General features: G+C 71.9%; 16 protein-coding genes. 12 read left to right on the top strand and 4 right to left on the bottom strand.

What is annotated here, in order from left to right; translation table 11 throughout:
- Nucleotides 1–44 precede the first annotated feature (44 nt).
- On the bottom strand, nucleotides 45–1,544 hold the full coding sequence (locus AB0435_RS20060; RefSeq protein WP_366427576.1) for an FAD-dependent monooxygenase: 1,500 nt from the start codon (nucleotides 1,542–1,544) through the stop codon (nucleotides 45–47).
- 149 nt (nucleotides 1,545–1,693) lie between these two features.
- On the opposite strand from AB0435_RS20060, the gene AB0435_RS20055 reads away from it, so the two are divergent.
- Entirely contained in the window at nucleotides 1,694–2,383 is a 690-nt protein-coding gene (locus AB0435_RS20055; RefSeq protein WP_366005633.1) for a TetR/AcrR family transcriptional regulator C-terminal domain-containing protein, read from the top strand.
- Here AB0435_RS20055 and AB0435_RS20050 read toward each other — a convergent pair.
- Genes AB0435_RS20050 through AB0435_RS20040 form a run of 3 tightly spaced genes read right to left on the bottom strand, consistent with a single transcriptional unit; the run spans nucleotide 2,327 to nucleotide 5,834 of the window.
- A complete protein-coding gene (locus tag AB0435_RS20050) occupies nucleotides 2,327–3,490 on the bottom strand; it encodes an acyltransferase (RefSeq protein ID WP_366427575.1) in 1,164 nt (387 codons plus the stop codon). The two genes, AB0435_RS20055 and AB0435_RS20050, sit on opposite strands and share 57 nt — an antisense overlap.
- Nucleotides 3,487–4,857 (bottom strand): polysialyltransferase family glycosyltransferase, encoded by a 1,371-nt coding sequence (locus AB0435_RS20045; protein WP_366427574.1) that lies wholly within the window; start codon nucleotides 4,855–4,857, stop codon nucleotides 3,487–3,489. The genes AB0435_RS20050 and AB0435_RS20045 overlap by 4 nt, the downstream gene beginning before the upstream one ends.
- On the bottom strand, nucleotides 4,857–5,834 hold the full coding sequence (locus tag AB0435_RS20040; protein WP_366005630.1) for a glycosyltransferase family 2 protein: 978 nt from the start codon (nucleotides 5,832–5,834) through the stop codon (nucleotides 4,857–4,859). The genes AB0435_RS20045 and AB0435_RS20040 overlap by 1 nt, the downstream gene beginning before the upstream one ends.
- 226 nt (nucleotides 5,835–6,060) lie before the next feature.
- On the opposite strand from AB0435_RS20040, the gene AB0435_RS20035 reads away from it, so the two are divergent.
- From AB0435_RS20035 to AB0435_RS19985, 11 genes are all read left to right on the top strand, one after another.
- On the top strand, nucleotides 6,061–7,353 hold the full coding sequence (locus AB0435_RS20035) for a DUF6716 putative glycosyltransferase (RefSeq protein WP_366005676.1): 1,293 nt from the start codon (nucleotides 6,061–6,063) through the stop codon (nucleotides 7,351–7,353).
- 20 nt (nucleotides 7,354–7,373) lie between these two features.
- The gene (locus AB0435_RS20030) at nucleotides 7,374–8,891 is read left to right on the top strand and encodes an acylneuraminate cytidylyltransferase (RefSeq protein WP_366427573.1); all 1,518 of its coding nucleotides are present in this window, start codon (nucleotides 7,374–7,376) and stop codon (nucleotides 8,889–8,891) included.
- A 50-nt stretch (nucleotides 8,892–8,941) separates the two neighbouring features.
- Complete coding sequence (locus tag AB0435_RS20025) at nucleotides 8,942–9,883, top strand: N-acetylneuraminate synthase family protein (RefSeq protein ID WP_366005628.1); 942 nt, start codon at nucleotides 8,942–8,944, stop codon at nucleotides 9,881–9,883.
- A gap of 12 nt (nucleotides 9,884–9,895) precedes the next feature.
- The gene (locus AB0435_RS20020; protein ID WP_366005627.1) at nucleotides 9,896–11,065 is read left to right on the top strand and encodes a hypothetical protein; all 1,170 of its coding nucleotides are present in this window, start codon (nucleotides 9,896–9,898) and stop codon (nucleotides 11,063–11,065) included.
- Between the two features lie 113 nt (nucleotides 11,066–11,178).
- Nucleotides 11,179–12,423, top strand: coding sequence for an amidohydrolase (locus AB0435_RS20015; protein WP_366005675.1), 1,245 nt, complete (start codon nucleotides 11,179–11,181; stop codon nucleotides 12,421–12,423).
- A gap of 258 nt (nucleotides 12,424–12,681) precedes the next feature.
- Entirely contained in the window at nucleotides 12,682–13,707 is a 1,026-nt protein-coding gene (locus AB0435_RS20010) for a BMP family ABC transporter substrate-binding protein (RefSeq protein WP_366005626.1), read from the top strand.
- A 244-nt stretch (nucleotides 13,708–13,951) separates the two neighbouring features.
- Complete coding sequence (locus tag AB0435_RS20005) at nucleotides 13,952–15,616, top strand: ABC transporter ATP-binding protein (protein ID WP_366005674.1); 1,665 nt, start codon at nucleotides 13,952–13,954, stop codon at nucleotides 15,614–15,616.
- Complete coding sequence (locus tag AB0435_RS20000; protein WP_366005625.1) at nucleotides 15,613–16,728, top strand: ABC transporter permease; 1,116 nt, start codon at nucleotides 15,613–15,615, stop codon at nucleotides 16,726–16,728. Before AB0435_RS20005 ends, AB0435_RS20000 begins: the two co-directional genes overlap by 4 nt.
- Nucleotides 16,725–18,011, top strand: a complete 1,287-nt coding sequence (locus tag AB0435_RS19995; RefSeq protein WP_366005624.1) for an ABC transporter permease — start codon at nucleotides 16,725–16,727, stop codon at nucleotides 18,009–18,011. Before AB0435_RS20000 ends, AB0435_RS19995 begins: the two co-directional genes overlap by 4 nt.
- Nucleotides 18,008–18,403: a cytidine deaminase gene (locus tag AB0435_RS19990; RefSeq protein ID WP_366005623.1), complete on the top strand. Its 396-nt coding sequence runs from the start codon at nucleotides 18,008–18,010 to the stop codon at nucleotides 18,401–18,403. Before AB0435_RS19995 ends, AB0435_RS19990 begins: the two co-directional genes overlap by 4 nt.
- Before the next feature lie 105 nt (nucleotides 18,404–18,508).
- Complete coding sequence (locus tag AB0435_RS19985; RefSeq protein ID WP_366005673.1) at nucleotides 18,509–19,792, top strand: thymidine phosphorylase; 1,284 nt, start codon at nucleotides 18,509–18,511, stop codon at nucleotides 19,790–19,792.
- Nucleotides 19,793–19,908: the final 116 nt, after the last annotated feature.

Here is a 19,908-nt window from a genome sequence, read left to right as displayed (position 1 = left end):
CGGCCCGTTGGGGGTGTCTCCGGGGTCTCGTCGGGCTTCTCGGGCTAGGGGCGCAGCCATCCCACGTACTCCCGCACGTCCGCCGGGTCGTCCGTGGCCAGGCCGACATAGCCGTCCGGGCGTATCACGAACAGGCCTGTTCCGTACGCCGACTTGGCGTGGCCGTCCGTGTCCACCAGGTCCGCCTCCGGGCCCCCGACGCGGCAGGTGCGCATCCGCGCGGCGGAGGGCAGGCCGGGAGCCTGCCCCGTCAGGTCCAGCAGGGTGAAGTGCGGGCCCCGGAAGGCGTCGAAGAGGCGGACGGGGGCGCCCGCGACGTCGTGGCAGGGGGCGTCCGGTGCGCGGTCGCCCGCGTGGAGGCCGTCCTCGGGCACCTGGCGGCGGCGCTCCTGGGTGAGCGGGCTCTCGCGGTAGGCGATGTTCAGCTGGAGGGTCTCGGAGCCCCGGGGGGTGAGGCCGGAGCCGGCGGCGCGGTCCGCCGCGTTCTGCCGGGTGGACAGGCTCAGCACGTGCGCCGCCACGGGCACCCGCTCGGTGTCGTACGAGTCGAGCACGGTGCCGGGCGCGCCACGCAGCACGGCCTCCAGCTTCCAGCCGAGGTTGTACGCGTCCTGCACGCCGGTGTTGAGCCCCTGGCCGCCCGCCGGGGCGTGGATGTGGGCGGCGTCCCCGGCGAGGAGGACCCGGCCCGTGCGGAACCGCTCCGCCATGGCGGCGTTCGCGCGGAACGCGGAGGACCAGCGGACCTCGCCCACCCGCAGCCCCGGCAGCCCGGTGCGCTCGGCGAGGAGGCGGGTCAGGGCCTCGGGCGTGGCGTCGCGCTCGGGGTCCGGCTCGTGGGCGGTGTCGTTGAACCCGGCGATGAGCTGGAAGGTCTCCACGCCCTCCAGCGGCCGCAGGGCGATCATCCCGCCGGGCGCCGTGGGCCACATGTGCCAGTGGTCGCGGTCGATCCCCTCCACCATGAAGTCGGCGAGCAGCACCGGCCGCGCGTCGACGGGGGTGCGGGTGAAGGGCGTGCCCAGCGCCCTGCGGACGGTGCTGCGGCTGCCGTCGGTGCCGACCAGATAGCGCGCCCGCACGCTCTCGGTGGAGCCGTCGGCGTGCCGCAGGGTGGCCGTGACGCCGTCCTCGTCCTGGTCGAAGCCGGTCAGCTCGGTGCTGAACTCCACCTGGCCGCCCAGCTCTTCGAGCCGGGCGTAGAGCAGCTCCACCGTGCGCCATTGGGGGAGCATGCGGGTCTCGGGATACGGCACGGCGGGCGTGGGCTCGCCCCGCTCGACGAGATCCCAGGTGCGCAGCCGCTCGGCGCCCTCCCAGGTCTGCACCGGCGGGCACGGCCCGGCCTCCGCCAGATATCCGGGCATGAGGCCCAGGTCGTCGAACGCCTCCAGCGTGCGCGGCTGGATGCCCGCGCCCCGCGAGCCCGGGAAGCCGCGCTCCGAGCGCTCGACGATCCGGTGGCGGACGCCCCGGCGGGCGAGGTCGGCGGCGAGGACGAGACCGGTCGGGCCCGCACCGGAGATCAGCACCTCGGTGTCCATGGACTCGGAATCGGGTGCTGAATCGGATGCGGAATCGGGTGCTGAACCGGACGTGGTCGTGGTCATGACGGTGCCCATCAAGGACCCCCCTTAACGACGTTAAATTCGCTGTACCCCCAGAGTGAACTGAACGGCGTTAAGCTGTCAAGGTGGCAACCCGAATCGACCGTGCCCTCGTCGCGCGCACCGCGCTGGACCTGCTCAACGAGGTGGGCCTCGAAGGCCTCACCCTGCGCAGGATCGCCAAGGAGCTCGACGTCCAGGCCCCCGCGCTCTACTGGCACTTCAAGAACAAGCAGGAGCTGCTCGACGAGGTGGCGACGGAGATGTTCCGCCGCATGGCCGTGCCCATCGCGTACGTCAAGGGCGACAACTGGCAGGAGCGGATGGCCGCGGCCGTCCGCGAGCAACGCCGCCTCCTGCTCGCCTACCGCGACGGCGCCAAGGTCTTCAGCGGCACGCGCTTCACCGACGACAGCTACGCCACCCCGCTGGAGAACATGCTGCGCGACCTGATGGAAGCCGGGTTCACCCAGCGCGCGGCCGCCCGCGCCTGGTTCACGCTCAGCACATACACCGTCGGCTATGTGATCGAGGAGCAGTCCGTCCACCCCACGCCGAAGAGCGACGCCCGCGACCCCGCCTACGACAAGGAAGCGCGCACCCGCCGCCTGGCCGGGCACCCGCTGGCCGACGAAGCGGGCTGGGAGTTCTTCGAGGACCTCGACGCGGGCTACGAGGACGGGCTGCGCGTCGTCCTGGCGGGCATCGAGGCCACGCTGCTACCGGGCGGCCGCGCCACCGCTCTCGGGGAGGCCGGAGGCCCCGCGCAGCAGTGACCGCCGCAGCGCCGGCGTGAACCGCCGCTCCACCCAGCGGTTCAGCACCCAGGCCAGCCCCAGCATCAGGCCGATCGTCAGCGCGAACGTCCCGTACGCCGGAACGCCTAGCTTCCGGTGCAGCACCCCGATCGCCACCCACCCCAGGTGCTCGTGCACCAGATAGAAGGGGTAGGTCAGCGCGCCCGCCACGGTCAGCCAGCGCCAGTCGGCCCAGTGCGCCTTGCCGAGCGCGATCAGCGCCACGGCCGCGTAGCCCACGGCGACGACGGCGATGATGGCGTACGCCGAACGGTAGGAGAAGTAGTGCGGGTTCGGCGGGTGCCACAGGCCCGCCACCGCGTAGTGCTGGCCGATCAGGAAGCTCACCCCGACGATGCCCCAGGCCGCCGCGTCATGGCCGTAGCGGTGGATCAGATAGAGGCCGACGCCGCCGATGAAGAACGACGAGTACTCCGGCATGACCACCACCCGCAGCACCTCCACGTGCGAGGCGGTCGTCACCACCGTCGCCAGCGTCCACACCGCGCAGAAGAGCACGACCCGGCGGCGCGTCGCCCCCGGCAGCACCACGAACAGCGCGAACAGCGCGTAGAACCGCACCTCCGCCCAGAGCGTCCAGCACACCCCCAGCACCCGCTGCGCGCCCGCAGGCTGCTGGAGCATGGTGAGGTTCACCAGGAAGTCGCTCGGCGAGACCGTCCGGTACGCCACCCACGGCAGCGCGAACACCAGCGTCACCAGCGCGATCGCCGTCCAGTAGGCGGGATACAGCCGGGCCACCCGGGAGGCGAAGAACGAGCGCAGCGGGCGGCCCCAGCCGCTCATGCAGATCACGAAGCCGCTGATGACGAAGAAGATCTCCACGCCGAGGCAGCCGTACGCGAACACGCCGGACAGCGTGGGGAATTCATGGCGGGGCGAGGAACCCCACGCCCGGCTGACGTCACCGTCCCGGCCGCCGTAGTGGTACAGCGCCACCATCAGCGCGGCGATCAGCCGCAGCCCGTCCAGCGCCCGCAGCCGGCTGCCCGGCTTCCCCTCCCGCGGGGCGGTCCCGGGAGCGGCGGTCGCCGTTCGCGTCCTGGGCAGGGCCGGAGCCGTCATGCCGTCACCGTGGCCTTCGTCGTCCGTGCGGACTTGCGGGTCAGCCGCCGCTGCACGGCCCGCGCGCGGCGGGCCACCTTCCGTACGGTCGGATTGCGCGGCAGGAAGGCGAGCTGGGAGGGGACCGCCCCCGGCAGCGCGAGGGCGGTGAGGCGCCGCCGCTTGAAATAGCGGCGCGTGCGCGCGTCGAGGTGCGCGGCCAGATACCGCTCGGCCGCCTCCCGCATACCGGGCAGGACCTGCGGCTGCATGGCGAATCCGACGGCCGCCAGCAGCCCCTGGGTCTCCTCGGCAGACGGCCGCCGGTGCGCCGCCGTGTCCTCCAGGGCGGGCAGCAGCGCGTCGACGAGCGTCACCGGGACGCGATTGCTGTTCTGGTACGGAGTGAGCCGCTCCAGCAGCAGGTCCGTGCCGGTGCGGGCGACCGGCAGACCGTGGAACGTGCTCGCCGTCAGCAGCGCCGTCGAGAAACAGCCGACCACCAGCGCCGGCCGGATCCGCCGGAAGAGCACCTCCGCCAGCACCGGGGTCTCCAGCACCGTCAGCCGCACACCGAGGCGCTCCGCCTCCTCCTCCAGCATCCGCGACCAGCGGGCCGGGGCCGAGGGGTGGGGCTTGAACACCAGCTGCCGGTGACCGCGCCCGGCCGCGCCGCGCAGCATGCGGACGTGCAGCCGCTCCTCCTCCTCGGGCGTGAGGATCTCCAGCGCCGACAGGTACTGGCCGAGCAGCAGCGCCGCACCCTCCGGAGCGGTCACGGGAGGCGCGGCGGCGGCGAGTTCGTCCAGCACGGCGGTGAAGACGGCGGTGGGTACGATCTCCGGCTCGACCCCGAACTCGCTCAGCAGCAGCGGGCGCAGGCCGGGCACCAGGTCCAGATGGAGGAGCCGGCGGACGCGGGTGCCGACGAGCGGGTCGAGCTTGCTGCGCGTCGGGCCGTAGCTCATCAGCCCGTCGGCGTAGACCTCCAGCGGGGCGTCCGTGAAGCACAGGGCGAGCGCTTGTGCCGGGCTGACCTGGATCGACTCGACGATCAGCTCCAGATCGTCGTCCCCCAGGCCCCACAGCAGCCTGAAGTGCCGTTCCCACAGCGGCGCGTCGTCCGGGCGGGGGGTCCAGCCGTTGGGGTGGAAGGGGCTGATCGCCGCGTTCCACGACAGCACCCCGTCGAAGCGGGCGCGCAGCACCTCGAAGCCGGGCGCCTCGTCCGGCGCCGGGGTGGTCTCCGGGACCGCCGCCGTGTTGGCGACGAGCAGCAGCCTGCGGTCGGCGGGGGGGAAGCACCCGGTGTCCAGGGCGGCGGTGAGCGTCGCGGCCCCGTAGAGGGTCGACGCCAGGAAGATCTGGGTGCGGGGACGGCCGTGCATCAGGCGGAGACCCCCGGGGCTGTGGGGCGGCGCCGCAGGCGGCGCAGCCGGGCGGCGCGGTCGTAATCCATCGAATTCAACGCGTCCTTGACCAGATCGGGGGGCATGCGCCGGAGCGCGGCCGCGCTTCTCGAACGCAGTGTGCGGGCCACCGCGGGTTCGAAACGTTCGATCGCGCCGAGGTGGTGGGAAATGATGGCGCAATACGTCCGGACGGCTTTCGGGAGAAAGGCGTCCGCGTCCTTGTCGAGTGCCGTCTCCTCGATTACCTGATCGAACGCGCGAAGGAAATCGAGCTGCCGCACATCGCCGATCTGGGTCAGTGAAGTCGCCACGCCCCGGCGGTAGAAGACACCCAGCAGCCCGGTCACGGCGAAGGTGCGCGCCTCGCGGTGCAGCCGCCAGATCCACGGGCGGTCCTCGGCGGTGCGCAGGCCGTGCCGGAAGTGCAGCAGCCCCTCGTCCAGCAGCCGCCGGTGGTAGATCCCGGCCCAGGCGTAGGGGTAGTCGACGGACGTCGAGCGGTCGGCGGGCAGGATCGCGCCGCGCGGGTCGAGCACCACCCCGCGCCGTCCGTGCGGCGCGCGCTGCACGGTGCGGACGCGGCCCGTGCACTGGACGTGGTCGGTGCGGACGAAGTCGACCGCCAACTCCTCGATGGCGTCCAGGAGCCGGGGGTAGTGGCCGGGGGCGAGCCAGTCGTCGCCGTCGAGGAAGGTCAGGTACTCGCCGTTCGCCGCGTCCAGCCCGCTGTTCCGGGCCGTGGCGAGGCCGCCGTTCCGCGCGTGCCGCACGACCCTGGCGCCCGGCAGGTCGCGCGCGGCGCGGTCCAGGAGCTCCGGGGTGCCGTCGGTCGAGCAGTCGTCCACGAGAATGAATTCGAAATCCTCGCGGGTGTTCGCTTGCAGGCTCCTCAGTGTGTCGGGCGCATAGGTCTGCACATTGAAGAACGGCACGATGACGGAGAGCTTGACCACTCACCGGACATTAGGTGGCCCCCCGGCATTCGTCTTGTCCTGGGGCGGGCGCGAAGGTGAACGAAGCGCGGCGGAATGATGAACCCGCCGCGCGGACAGGCCGATTCGCCGATCGTCGGTGTGCTGTTTACCGGTTGTTGCACCGGCGTTGGGCAGCCAAACGGAATGGATTTCTATCGTCGGCGACGTGCCATCACGAGCTGTCTCTTCTCCGGCCGCGCCGCGGATCGCCGTGCTCGCCGACTCCGACACCCGGTGGAAATGGGGTGCGCTCACCGCCCACCGCCTCGCACCGGGCGCCCGGCTCGACGGCCTGCTGCTCAGGGGCCGCGCGACGCCCACGGTCCGCCAGCTCGCCGAGGTCGGTGTGCGGGCGGAGACGCTGCGCGAGGTGACGGCGGCGGAGTTCGTCCGCACGGCCGGCCGTGAGCGGTACGACATCGTCGTGCTGGCCTGTGTCGGTGGCGCAGTCCAGGCCATGCTCCACGGGCTCGCGCACGCGTGGGGGGCCGCACCGGAGCGCCCGGTCGTCGTCACCGGCTACGTCGGCGTCGTCTACGAGAAGCTCGCCGACGGCCTCCTCCTGCGGCACGGCGCGGACGTCGTCCTCGCCAACTCCCCGCAGGACGCGGAGCGTTTCCGCGCGGTGTACGAGGGCGTGGGGGCGCCCGCGGACAGTGTGACGGAATGGGCGCTGCCGTTCCTGGCGGACGGGAGCGACGAGAAGGCGGAGCCCGAACCCCGGCCTTTCACCGTGGTGTTCGCCGCCCAGCCGTCCGTGCCGGAGAGCCGCGCGGACCGCGCCTACCTCCTGAACCGCGCGGCCCAGCACGCGCGGAAGCACCCGCGGCGTGACGTCCTCATCAAGCTCCGCAGCAAGCCCGGTGAGCACACCACGCACATCGAGGAACTCCCGTACCAGAAGCTGGCCTCCCGGATCCCCGGCGGACTGCCGTCCAACTGCCGTCTCGTCTACGGCCACATGGGCGAGGTGCTCGACCGCACCGACCTCCTCGTCACCGTCAGTTCCACGGCCGCCCTGGAGTCGCTCCACCGGGGTGTGACCACGGCCGTCCTCACCGACCTCGGCATCCGCGAAGCCCTCGGCAACCACCACTTCCTCGGGTCCGGCTGCCTCGCCTCCTGGGACCGGCTCGACGCCGGCCACCTCCCCGAGGCCGACGCGGACTGGGTCGCCCGCCAGGGCGTCGCCGCCGTCGGCCCGTACGCCCACGGCACCGTGCACGACGCGGCCCGGCGGCTCGTCGCGGGGCTCGTCGCCCGGTCCGCGCTCCCGCCGCTCGCCCCGTACTACACGGCCGCGACCGCCCCCGGCTATCTCCCCGCGGTCCTCGCCCGCCACGGCCTCGACCCGGAGGGCCGGCCGCTGCCCGGCACCGCCCGGCCACCCGGCGAACCGAGCGCCCTGCGAAGGGCGGTGCGGGAAGCGGCGCGTGGCGCGTACCGCCACGGCGTGCAGCGCGTCGCGCCCGTCATCCGGCGGCTGGGGGAGCTGTGAGTCCTGTGGAAGGAACCGATGTGAGCGCTGCCGTCGTCCTGGCCGTCATCCCCGCCCGCGGGGGATCGAAGGGGGTCCCCGCCAAGAACCTCGCCCCTGTCGGCGGCGTCCCGCTCGTGGCCCGCGCGGTGCGCGCGTGCCGGGCGGCCCGGCTGGTCACCGACGTCGTGGTGTCGACGGACGACTCCGGCATCGCGGCGGTCGCGCGGGAGGCCGGGGCGGTCGTGGTGCGGCGGCCTCCGGCCATCGCGGGGGACACGGCGTCCAGTGAGGCGGCGGTGCTGCACGCGATGGACGCGTACGAGGCGATGTACGGGCGCGGGGTCTCCACCGTCCTGCTGGTGCAGTGCACGAGTCCGTTTCTGACCGCCGGGGACGTCGAGGACGTCGCCGCCGCGGTGGTGGAGCGGGGGGCCGATACGGCGCTGACGGTGGCCCCGTTCCACGGCTTCGTGTGGCGGGAGGAGGGTGCTCCTTCCCCGGCCCCGCCCCTTCCCGGAACCGGCGGCAAGCCCCCGGGCCCCCGGACCCGGGGCTCCGCCCCGGACCCCGGCCCCCGCGAGCTGGAGTTCGTGGACCGCGTCGGGGCGATGCCCCGGCCCGTGGAGGCGCAGTGGGGCCACCCCCGGGCGGAGTCCGAGGGAGGCTGCCGGGGGAGTTCGAGGACGCTCCCGGCGGGAGCTTCCGCCGTCGGCGGCAACGGTGCGGCAGGCGGGGGCCCGGCGCACGCGGCCCCGGTCCCGGGAAGGGGCGGGGCCGGGGAACGAACCCCGGCCACCGACGGCGCGCCGTCCGTGCCCGCGCCCCCGCGGGGCGGACTCGGTGTCAACCACGACAAGGCGTACCGCCCCCGCCGTCAGGACCGCCCCCAGGACCTGCTGGAGACCGGCGCCGCGTACGCCATGCGCGCCGACCGCTTCCGCGTGGAGCGCCACCGCTTCTTCGGCCGCACCGAGCCCGTCCGCACCGACCCCGCGCGCGTGCTGGAGATCGACGACCCGCACGACCTCGCGCGGGCCCGGGCGCTCGCGCCCCTGCTCGACGCGCCCGCCGCCGGCGCGCTGCCCTCGCGGGAGGACGTCGACGCCGTCGTCATGGACTTCGACGGCACCCAGACCGACGACCGGGTGCTCATCGACGCGGACGGCCGCGAGCTCGTCGCCGTGCACCGCGGCGACGGCCTCGGCGTCGCGGCCCTGCGCCGTGCCGGGCTGGCCCTGCTGATCCTGTCCTCCGAGGCGAACGCGGTCGTCGCCGCGCGCGGCCGCAAGCTCGACGTGCCGGTGCTGCACGGCGTCGACCGCAAGGACCTCGCCCTCAAGCAGTGGTGCGACGAGCGCGGCATCGCACCCGACCGCGTGCTCTACGTCGGCAACGACGTCAACGACCTCCCCTGCCTCGACCTCGTCGGCTGGCCCGTCGCCGTCGCGAGCGCCCACGACGCCGTACGCGGCGCCGCCCGCGCGGTGACCTCCGCACCCGGTGGCAGCGGGGCCCTCCGCGAGATCGCCTCCTGGCTCCTCGGCCCCACCCTCTGATCTCCCCGATGTCCCCCTCGATGTCCCCGAGCCCTAAGGAACCTCCCCAGATGAGCCCCGCCCCGCGCACCCGCACCCTCGGCAGCAGGACCGCCGGCCCCGGCCACCCCGTCTACATCACCGGCGAGATCGGCATCAACCACAACGGCAGCCTCGACAACGCCTTCGCCCTCATCGACGCCGCCGCCGACGCCGGCTGCGACGCCGTGAAGTTCCAGAAGCGCACCCCCGAGATCTGCACCCCGCGCGACCAGTGGGACGTCGAACGCGACACGCCGTGGGGCCGGATGACCTACATCGACTACCGCCACCGGGTGGAGTTCGGCGAGGAGGAGTACCGCCGGATCGACGAGCACTGCCGGGAGCGCGGCATCGACTGGTTCGCCTCGCCCTGGGACACCGAGGCCGTCGCCTTCCTGGAGAAGTTCGACCTGCCGGCCCACAAGGTCGCCTCCGCCTCGCTCACCGACGACGAACTCCTGCGGGCCCTGCGCGCCACCGGCCGTACGGTGATCCTCTCCACCGGGATGTCCACGCCGAAGCAGATCCGGCACGCCGTGGAGGTGCTCGGCAGCGACAACATCCTGCTCTGCCACGCCACCTCGACCTATCCGGCCAAGGCCGCCGAGCTCAACCTCCGGGTGATCCACACCCTCCAGGCGGAGTACCCCAACGTGCCGATCGGCTACTCCGGCCACGAGACGGGCCTCCAGACGACGCTGGCCGCCGTCGCGCTCGGCGCCGCCTTCGTCGAGCGGCACATCACCCTCGACCGGGCGATGTGGGGCTCCGACCAGGCCGCGTCCGTCGAGCCGGGCGGCCTCCAGCGGCTCGTACGCGACATCCGCGTCGTGGAGGAGGCACTGGGGGACGGGGTGAAGAAGGTGTACGAGAGCGAGCTGGGGCCGATGCGCAAACTGCGCCGCGTCGCGGGCGTCGTCGCCCAGGGCGACGGCGAGCGGGCCGCCGACCGCGAACCCGCCACGGTCTGACGGGCCCTTACGGTGACCGCGCCCGCCGGGCCACCCGCCCGCACCCTCGCCTTCGTCGAGAGCCCGGTGCAGCTCCTCAACGTCCTCGAATGGGCGCACGTCACCGGCGGCCCGGCGACGGGCACCACCGTGCCCGACCCCCGCGACGGGGACCGGCCGCTCCGCGACGGCATCCCGCGCCAGCCGAAGGACCGCGACCTCGCCCCGGTCCGCCCCGCCGGCACCGGCCTCGTGGTCGTCGTCCTCGCCCCGCACGACCCCATGACGCGGGGTCAGCTGCGCCGGATGGCCGAGCTGGCGCGCGACCAGGGGCACGAGCTGCGCTGGGAGGAGGCGCGGGGCGGGGCGGGGGCACCGGTGCGGACCGTCGGCGGTCTCGCGGGGGCCCTGCGGAAGGCGCACCGGATCGTCATCGGGGATCCGTTCTCACGCTATGTGCAGCTGCTGCTGACGATCACCCGGGCCCGGGAGCTGGTCGTGGTGGACGACGGAACCGCCACCATGGAGTTCGTGTCCCAACTCGCCCGTGGGGAGCGCCTCGTGCGGTGGCACCGGCGCGGCAGCCGCGGGGCGCGTGACATCGCCTTCGCGCCGGTCTCCGCTTCCGCGCGCCGTCAGCTCACGCCGAACGACCGCCGGGCAGTAGAGGTGTTCACCTCGATGCCCGTCGAGCCGCCGCCCGGCGTGGCCGTCACGCGCAACGACTTCGCCTGGACCCGTGCCACCTTCGGCCCGCCCCGGCTCACCCGCGGCACCGACCTCGTCGGGACCTCGCTCGTCGAGACCGGGGTCGTGCACCCGGACCGCTATCTGGACGCCGTCGCCGCGCTCACCCGCACCCACGGCGCCACCCGCTACTTCGCGCACCGCCGGGAGAGCGCCGACAAGCTGCGCCGCATCGGCTCCCGGGTGGGCCTGGAGGTCGTACGCCCCGAGCTGCCGCTGGAGCTGATCGCGCGGCGGGGCCCCATCGGCCGCACGGTGCTCAGCTTCCCCTCGACCGTGGTGCACACCCTGCCGCTCGCGCTCGCCGGCACCGGCGTCACGGTCGCCGTCTGCGACATCGACCCCGTCTGGCTCACCGACAACGCCTCTCCCAGGGCCGAGGGATTCCTCTCCGAGGTGACGGGCACCGCCCCTGATGTGCGACGACTTCCGATCATGCCGCTGACGGCCCCCTGAGCCGTAATAATTGGTCATACCCTGCTCGTGACCCATCCATGCGGCTGAACTTTTCTAGATCTGGGGGCAGTTGCCCGGGTGAGGGCTCTACCCTTCACTGCGTGAACCATCTGATGCCTTTGGACGCCGAACCCGACACCGTCGACGCCAAGCTGCCCGGTGCACTCCCGTCCGCGCTCCGCGCCGAACTCATCGCGTTCCGACGCGACTTGCACATGCACCCGGAGCTCGGGAACCGTGAGTTCCGTACCACCGCGGCGGTCAAAGCGAGGCTGGAGAAGGCGGGTCTCAAGCCCCGCACCCTCTCCACAGGCACCGGCCTCTTCTGTGACATCGGACGGGACGCCGTGCGGGAGGCGGGCCGGCACACCACCACCGCCCGGGGCATGCTCGCGCTGCGCGCGGACCTGGACGCGCTGCCCATCCCGGACACCAAGACGGTCCCGTACCGCTCGACCGTGCCCAGAATGGCGCACGCCTGCGGCCACGACGTGCACACCACCGCCGTGCTCGGCGCCGGGCTGGTCCTCGCGGAGCTGGCCGCGCGCGGGGAACTGCCGCACCCGGTCCGGCTGATCTTCCAGCCCGCCGAGGAGGTGCTGCCCGGCGGTGCCCTCGACGCCATCGAGTGCGGCGCGCTGGACGGCGTGGGCCGGATCATCGCGGTGCACTGCGACCCCAAGGTCGAGGTCGGGCGGATCGGCCTGCGGCAGGGCGCGATCACTTCGGCGTGCGACCGGCTCGAGGTCTCGCTGGACGGCCCCGGCGGCCACACCGCGCGGCCGCACTTCACCACCGACCTGGTGACCGCCGTGGCCCGGGTGGCCACGGACGTCCCCGCGGTCCTCGCGCGCCGGGTCGACGCCCGCTCGGGCCTCTCCCTCACCTGGGGCCGGATGGAGACCGGGCACGCCCCCAACGTCATCCCGCAGCACGGCGAGCTCTCCGGCACGGTCCGCTGCCTGGACCTGCACGCCTGGCGGGACGCGCCGGACCTGGTGCACGCCGCGATCGACGAGGTCGCCACGCTGCACCGCGCGAAGTCGGAGATCAATTACGTCCGGGGGGTGCCACCGGTCATCAACGACCCGGAGGTCACCGAACTCCTGCGGCGCGCCATGACGGCGCGCCGCGGCCCGTCCTCGGTCGAGGACACCGAGCAGAGCCTGGGCGGCGAGGACTTCTCCTGGTACCTGGAGCACGTGCCCGGCGCGATGGCCCGGCTCGGGGTCCGGTCGGTGGGCGATAACACCCGACGTGACCTGCATCGGGGTGATTTCGACGTGGATGAGGGGTCCATCCAGGCCGGAGTGGAGCTCTTCACGGCCGCCGCGCTGCTGGACGGCGACTCGCATTGAGTGATCGATCAAAATGATCGATCAATTGGAGGATCCCACAAAACGGCCCCAGGGGCTTCCCGGCCGCATTCGGGGCGTTCGCCGGGCGTTTCAGGCACATTTCCCGGCGGTTCCTGATCATTCAGTAGGCAATCGGGTCAAGAGGCGTTCGCATCGGTCCGATAACGGCTTTCAAGCACCCCTTTTATCTCCATCTACGCGCGTTACGATGCCCGCGAACCAGCGCCGACGGAGGCGCTTCGAGTGAAGGGGCCCTTCGTGCGTCGGGTATCCACAATCGCTGTCGCCGGTGTTACCACCGCGGCACTCGCATTCACTCTCACCGCCTGTGGTGAGTCCTCCACCGAATCCGGTGGAGGGAAGGGCAAGGGAGTGGGTCTCGCCTTCGACGTCGGTGGTCGTGACGACCACTCCTTCAACGAGTCCGCGGCCCGTGGCCTGGACAAAGCTATGAAGGACCTCAAGGTCGACGGCAAGATGATGACCGCCAAGAACGGCGAGACCGAGGCGGAGCGCGAGCAGCGCCTCAGCTCGCTCGCCGAGAAGGGCTACAACCCGGTCATCGGCGTGGGGTTCAACTACAAGAACTCGATCGAGAAGGTCGCCAAGGACTACCCCAAGACGTCCTTCGCGGTCGTGGACTCGATCGCCGCGGGCCCGAACGTCGAGAGCATCACCTTCGGCGAGCAGGAGGGCTCCTACCTGGCCGGCGTGGCCGCCGCGCTGAAGTCCAAGACGAAGAAGGTCGGCTTCATCGGCGCCACGCAGAACGCGCTGATCCAGAAGTTCCAGGCCGGCTTCGAACAGGGCGCCAAGGACACCGACTCCAAGATCGACGTCCGCTCGGACTACCTGTCGTCCACCGACAAGGGCTTCAACGACCCGGCCTCCGCCAAGGAGAAGGCCAAGGGCATGCTGGAGCAGGGCTACGACGTGATCTACAGCGCGGCGGGCCTGTCCGGCAACGGCTCCATCGAGGCCGTCTCCGAGCAGAAGGGTGCCTGGGCGATCGGCGTCGACTCCGACCAGTACCAGCAGCCCGGCCTGGAGAAGTACAAGAACTCCATCCTCACCTCGGTCGTGAAGAACGTCGACGTGGCGGTCTACGACTTCATCAAGAGCGTCCAGGACGGCAAGCCGTTCACCGGTGAGCGCAAGTACCTGCTCAAGGACAACGGCGTGTCGCTGGCCACCTCGGGCGGCTTCATCGACGACATCAAGTCGAAGATCGACGAGGCCAGGAAGAACATCGTGGACGGCAACATCAAGGTCAAGACCAGCTGAACCCGTGACCCGAGGGGCCGGCGCGAACCGGTCCCGACAGGTCGCGGGCCCGGCGGTGGGGAAGGCCTCCCCGCCGCCGGGCCTCCCTGTGCGTACCGTCGGCCGACGGTATGCCTCTGGCCAACGCTACGCGCGTAGCTATCCGTTGACGCGTGTAGCGTCGGCGCCGCCCTCCCCCGGAGCCCGCCCGCCCCCGCACGGCCGGCCCGGTTCCTCCCGCTCCCTTCCCCGAGGAGAGTGCGCCATCAAAGCGTCCAGCAGTACCGCCCCCGCAGTAGAACTCGCGGGCATCACCAAGCGGTTCCCCGGTGTCGTCGCCAACCACGACATCCACCTCACGGTCCGCCGCGGCACCGTCCACGCCCTGTGCGGCGAGAACGGCGCCGGCAAGTCGACCCTGATGAAGATCCTCTACGGCATGCAGAAGCCGGACGAGGGCACCATCACCCTCGACGGCGAGCAGGTCTCCCTGCACAGCCCGGCCGACGCCATCGCGCGCGGCATCGGCATGGTGCACCAGCACTTCATGCTGGCCGACAACCTCACCGTGCTGGAGAACGTCGTCCTCGGCGCCGAGAAGCTGCACGGCATCGGCGGCAAGGCCAAGGCGAAGATCAAGGAGATCTCCGACGCCTACGGGCTCGGGGTCCGCCCCGATGCCCTGGTCGAGGACCTCGGCGTCGCCGACCGCCAGCGCGTGGAGATCCTCAAGGTCCTCTACCGCGGCGCCCGTACGCTGATCCTCGACGAGCCGACCGCCGTCCTCGTGCCGCAGGAGGTCGACGCGCTCTTCGACAACCTCCGCGAGCTCAAGGCGGAGGGCCTGACGGTCATCTTCATCTCGCACAAGCTCGGCGAGGTGCTCTCCGTCGCCGACGACATCACCGTGATCCGCCGCGGCACCACCGTCGGCACCGCGGTGCCGAGCGAGACCACCCCGAAGCAGCTGGCCGAGCTGATGGTCGGTGAGGAACTGCCCTCGCCCGAGACCCGCGAGTCCACCGTCACCGACACGCCGATGCTCACCGTCGAGGGGCTGCACCTGTCGGCCACCGACCCCGACGGTGCCGTGCGCGCCGTGCTCGACGGCATCTCCTTCACCATCCACAAGGGCGAGGTCCTCGGCATCGCGGGCGTGGAGGGCAACGGTCAGGCCGAACTGGTCGAGGCCATCATGGGCATGCGCGACCCCGACGGCGGCACCGTCGCGCTCGACGGCTCCGACATCAGCCACGCGCCCACGCGCAAGCGGCGTGAGGACGGCATCGGCTACATCCCCGAGGACCGCCACCGGCACGGCCTGCTGCTGGAAGCGCCGCTGTGGGAGAACCGCATCCTCGGCCACGTCACCGAGAAGCCCAACAGCAAGGGCGCGCTCCTCGACCTCAAGGCCGCCCGCGCCGACACCGAGCGCATCGTCCGCGAGTTCGACGTGCGCACCCCCGGCATCGAGGTCACCGCGGCCTCCCTGTCCGGCGGCAACCAGCAGAAGCTGATCGTCGGCCGCGAGATGAGCCACCTGCCCAAGCTGCTCATCGCCGCGCACCCCACCCGGGGCGTGGACGTCGGCGCGCAGGCGCAGATCTGGGACCAGATCCGCGAGGCGCGCCGCGAGGGCCTGGCGGTGCTGCTGATCTCCGCCGACCTGGACGAGCTGATCGGGCTCTCCGACACCCTGCGGGTGATGTTCCGCGGCCGTCTGGTCGCCGACGCCGACCCCGCGAGCATCACGCCCGAGGAACTCGGTTCCGCGATGACGGGCGCCGCCACCGGCCACCTCGAACACGAGGAGGGCGCCGAGGCCGAGGCCGGGGCCCCGGCGGCGGCACAGGAAGAAACGCAGGACGACGACGCGTCGGCGGACGCGCGCGAAGGACGCGAAGAAGAGGAAGGGGGCGAGGGCAAGTGAGCATCACCAAGAAGGCCGACCGGGACAAGATCGTCCTGGGCCTCGCCGCGCCGGTGCTGGCCATCGTCGCGGCCGTGGCCATCACGTCGGTGATCATCGGGGCGACCGGCAAGGACCCCTTCCACGCCTACCAGGTGATGGTCGACTACGGGTCGAAGAGCGACTCGCAGGTCTGGATCATCAACAAGGCGGTCCCGTACTACCTGTCCGCGCTGGCCGTCGCCATCGGCTTCCGGATGAACCTCTTCAACATCGGTGTGGACGGCCAGTACCGCGTCGCGGCGTTCTTCGCCGCGGTCGCCGGCGGCGCCATGACGATGCCGGGCTTCGTGCAGATCCCCGTGATCATCATCGTGGCGATGGCCGTGGGCGCGCTCTGGGCGGGCATCGCCGGCCTGCTGAAGGTGACCCGCGGCGTCAGCGAGGTGATCAGCACGATCATGCTCAACGCGATCGCGGGCTCGGTCATCGCGTACTTCCTCCAGGACGGGCGGCTGGCGAAGAAGGAGGGCAACATGATCCACACGCCCTACCTGCCGGGCTCCGCCCACTTCTTCGAGTTCCCGACCCAGCCCAAGCCGGTCTACGGCTTCGTGGTCATCGCGGCCCTGGCGGGCGTCGCCTACTGGTTCGTGCTCAACCGCACGCGCTTCGGCTACGACCTGCGCACCGTCGGCCAGTCCGAGAGCGCGGCCCAGGCCAGCGGCGTCAACGTCAAGCGCATGGTGATCACCTCGATGCTGATCTCCGGCGCCGCCGCGGGCCTCGTCGGCATGCCGACCCTGCTCGGCGTCTCGTACAACTACGGCACCGACTTCCCCGTCGGCATCGGCTTCACCGGCATCGCCATCGCGCTCCTCGGCCGCAACCACCCCATCGGCATGGCGCTGGCCGCCCTCCTGTGGGGCTTCCTCGACCGCACCAGCACCCAGCTGGAGTTCGAGGGATACGCGCAGGAGATCGTCGGCGTGGTCCAGGGCGTCATCGTCCTGTGCGTCGTCATCGCCTACGAGGTCGTCCGCCGGTACGGCCTGAAGACCCAGCAGCGGAAGGTCGGCGAGGAGCTCGCCGCCCAGGCCCGCGAGAACGACAAGGCGGAGGTGTCCGCGTGAGCACGACCCTCACCGATGCTGTCAGCAACGCGCTGAGCGGCAAGAACAAGCCCGGCGGCCGGAGGCTCACCACCCCCGTCGTCCTGCTGGGCATCGCGGCGGCACTGCTGCTGCTCTCGGCGCTGCGCGCGGTCACCAGCGCCGGTGACCTGACCTCCTCCGGCCAGTTCGGCGGCGCGCTCGCCGCGGCCGTGCCGATCGGCCTCGCCGGTCTCGGCGGCCTGTGGGCCGAGCGCTCGGGCGTCGTCAACATCGGCCTCGAAGGCATGATGATGCTCGGCACCTTCTGCGCGGGCTGGATGGGCTGGCAGCACGGCCCCTGGATCGCGGCGCTCGCCGGTGTACTCGGCGGCGCGCTCGGCGGCCTCGTGCACGCCGTCGCGACCGTCACCTTCGGCGCCGACCACATCATCTCCGGTGTCGCCATCAACATCCTGGCGCTCGGCGTCACGCAGTACCTCGCCAAGATCACCTTCGGCGCGGAGGGCAGCGCCGCCCAGCAGGCGGGCGGCAACGACAAGCAGTCGCCGGTCATGCCCGACATGCCCAACTTCTCCGTCCCGGGCCTGTCCGACTGGCTGAACAGCGTCGAGAAGCACCACTGGTTCTTCGTCTCGGACCTCGCGGGCGTCGTCGACGGCCTGGTCACCGACGTGTCCTGGCTGACGATCGTCGCCGCGCTGCTCTTCGTCGGCACCTTCTTCGTGCTGTGGCGCTCGGCCTTCGGCCTGCGCCTGCGCTCCTGCGGCGAGAGCCCGGTCGCCGCCGAGTCCCTCGGCGTCAACGTCTACAAGTACAAGTACGTGGCCGTGATCGTCTCCGGCGCCCTCGCGGGCCTCGGCGGCGCGTTCCTCGCCATCGGCACGCACATGTACTCCGACGGCCAGACCGGCGGCCGCGGCTACATCGGCCTCGCCACCATGATCTCCGGCAACTGGCGGCCGGGCGGCATCGCGATGAGCGCGGGCCTGTTCGGCTTCATGGACAGCCTCCAGCTGCGCTCCGGCGGCTCGACTGTTCACGCGCTGCTGCTGCTCCTCGCCGTGCTGCTGGCCGGCCTCGCCGCCTGGCGGTTCAAGGCGGGCAAGCGCCAGGTCGCGATCGTCTCCGGCGCCCTCGCCGCCGCGCTGGTCGTCTGGTACCTGCTCACCAAGTCCGTGCCGGGCGAGTTCGTCGACGCCACCCCGTACGTCGCGACGCTGCTCGTGCTGTCCTTCTCGGCGCAGCGCCTGCGGATGCCCAAGGCGAACGGCAAGCCGTACCGGAAGGGACAGGGCAAGTGAGCACTCCCGTCGACTGGGAGTACCTGCGGACGCGGGCCCGGGACGCCATGTCCCGGGCCTACGCCCCGTACTCCGGCTTCCCCGTGGGCGCCGCGGCGCTCGCCGACGACGGCCGCACCGTCACCGGCTGCAACGTCGAGAACGCCGCCTACGGTGTCGCCCTGTGCGCCGAATGCGGGCTGATCTCCGACCTGTTCTCCTCCGGTGGCGGACGGCTGGTCGCCTTCACCTGTTGCGACCGCAAGGGCAATGTGCTGATGCCGTGCGGCCGCTGCCGCCAGCTGCTGTGGGAGCACGGCGGCCCGGAACTGGCGGTGGACACGACCACCGGCATCCGCCCGCTGTCCGACCTGCTGCCCGATGCGTTTGGCCCTGCTGACCTGGATCGCTGAATATGTCCTTAAGCGCCGCACCGCGTATGACTGCTCATGCGCGGTGCGGGTCACTTTCCGGCATCGCGTCCGGGAAGCCTGAGGACGCACGAACTTAAGGAAAATCTGCTGATGGACGCCATTTCCGTAATCCGCACCAAGCGCGACCGCGGTCGTCTCACCGACGAGCAGATCGACTGGATCATCGACGCGTACACCCGCGGCGAGGTCGCCGACGAGCAGATGTCCTCGCTCGCCATGGCCATCCTGCTCAACGGCATGGACCGGGCCGAGATCGCCCGCTGGACCGCCGCGATGATCAAGTCCGGCGAGCGGATGGACTTCTCCTCGCTCCCGATGCCCACCTCGGACAAGCACTCCACCGGCGGCGTCGGTGACAAGATCACCCTGCCGCTGGCCCCGCTCGTCGCCGCCTGCGGCGCGGCCGTGCCGCAGCTGTCCGGCCGGGGCCTCGGCCACACCGGTGGCACGCTCGACAAGCTGGAGTCCATCCCCGGCTGGCGCGCCCTGCTGTCGAACGACGAGATGATGCGGGTCCTGCGCGACGTCGGCTCGGTCATCTGCGCCGCCGGCGACGGCCTGGCCCCGGCCGACAAGAAGCTGTACGCGCTGCGCGACGTGACCGGCACGGTCGAGGCGATCCCGCTGATCGCCTCCTCCATCATGTCGAAGAAGATCGCCGAGGGCACGGGCTCGCTCGTCCTCGACGTCAAGGTCGGCTCCGGCGCCTTCATGAAGAACATCGACGACGCGCGCGAGCTCGCCTCCACGATGGTCGGCCTGGGCACGGACCACGGTGTGAAGACCGTCGCCCTGCTCACCGACATGTCGACCCCGCTCGGCCTGACGGCGGGCAACGCCCTCGAGGTCCGCGAGTCCGTCGAGGTCCTGGCGGGCGGCGGCCCGGCCGACGTCGTCGAGCTGACCCTCGCGCTGGCGCGCGAGATGCTCACCGCGGCGGGCCTGCCGGACGCCGACCCGGCCAAGGCGCTCAAGGACGGCTCCGCCATGGACCACTGGCGCCGCATGATCCAGGCGCAGGGCGGCGACCCGGACGCGGTCCTGCCGGTGGCGCGCGAGCAGCACGTCGTCACGGCGACCTCCTCCGGTGTCCTCACCGGCCTCGACGCCTACGCCGTCGGCGTCGCCGCCTGGCGCCTGGGCGCGGGCCGCGCGCGCAAGGAGGACGCGGTCCAGGCCGGCGCGGGCGTCGAGCTGCACGCGAAGCCGGGCGACGAGGTCAAGGAGGGCCAGCCGCTGATGACCCTCCACACCGACACCCCGGAGAAGTTCGCGTACGCGCTCCAGTCCCTGGAGGGCGGCGTCGAGATCGCCGCTCCGGGCACGGCCTTCACGCCGAACCCGATCGTCCTGGACCGCATCGCGTAAGCGGTCGGACGCACACGCACCGGGCACCGACGGCACCGTGGACGTCCGCGAGCACACCCTGCCCTGGCCGCACGCCCCGTTCGGCCCGGTCGCCGAGGTCCGCGAGGCGTCGGGAA

This window comes from Streptomyces sp. NPDC051173, from assembly GCF_040689515.1.
In the GTDB taxonomy this organism is placed as follows: Bacteria; Actinomycetota; Actinomycetes; order Streptomycetales; family Streptomycetaceae; genus Streptomyces.
Note: the sequence above shows the minus strand (reverse complement) of the source record. Positions and strands in the feature narration are given on the sequence as shown.

What these genes read in the sequence shown, in the direction of transcription:
- AB0435_RS20060 (WP_366427576.1), bottom strand. Translation starts at nt 1,544, where the DNA reads ATGGACACCGAGGTGCTGATCTCCGGTGCGGGCCCGACCGGTCTCGTC.
- AB0435_RS20050 (WP_366427575.1), bottom strand. Translation starts at nt 3,490, where the DNA reads ATGACGGCTCCGGCCCTGCCCAGGACGCGAACGGCGACCGCCGCTCCC.
- AB0435_RS20045 (WP_366427574.1), bottom strand. Translation starts at nt 4,857, where the DNA reads ATGCACGGCCGTCCCCGCACCCAGATCTTCCTGGCGTCGACCCTCTAC.
- AB0435_RS20025 (WP_366005628.1), top strand. Translation starts at nt 8,942, where the DNA reads ATGAGCCCCGCCCCGCGCACCCGCACCCTCGGCAGCAGGACCGCCGGC.
- AB0435_RS20015 (WP_366005675.1), top strand. Translation starts at nt 11,179, where the DNA reads ATGCCTTTGGACGCCGAACCCGACACCGTCGACGCCAAGCTGCCCGGT.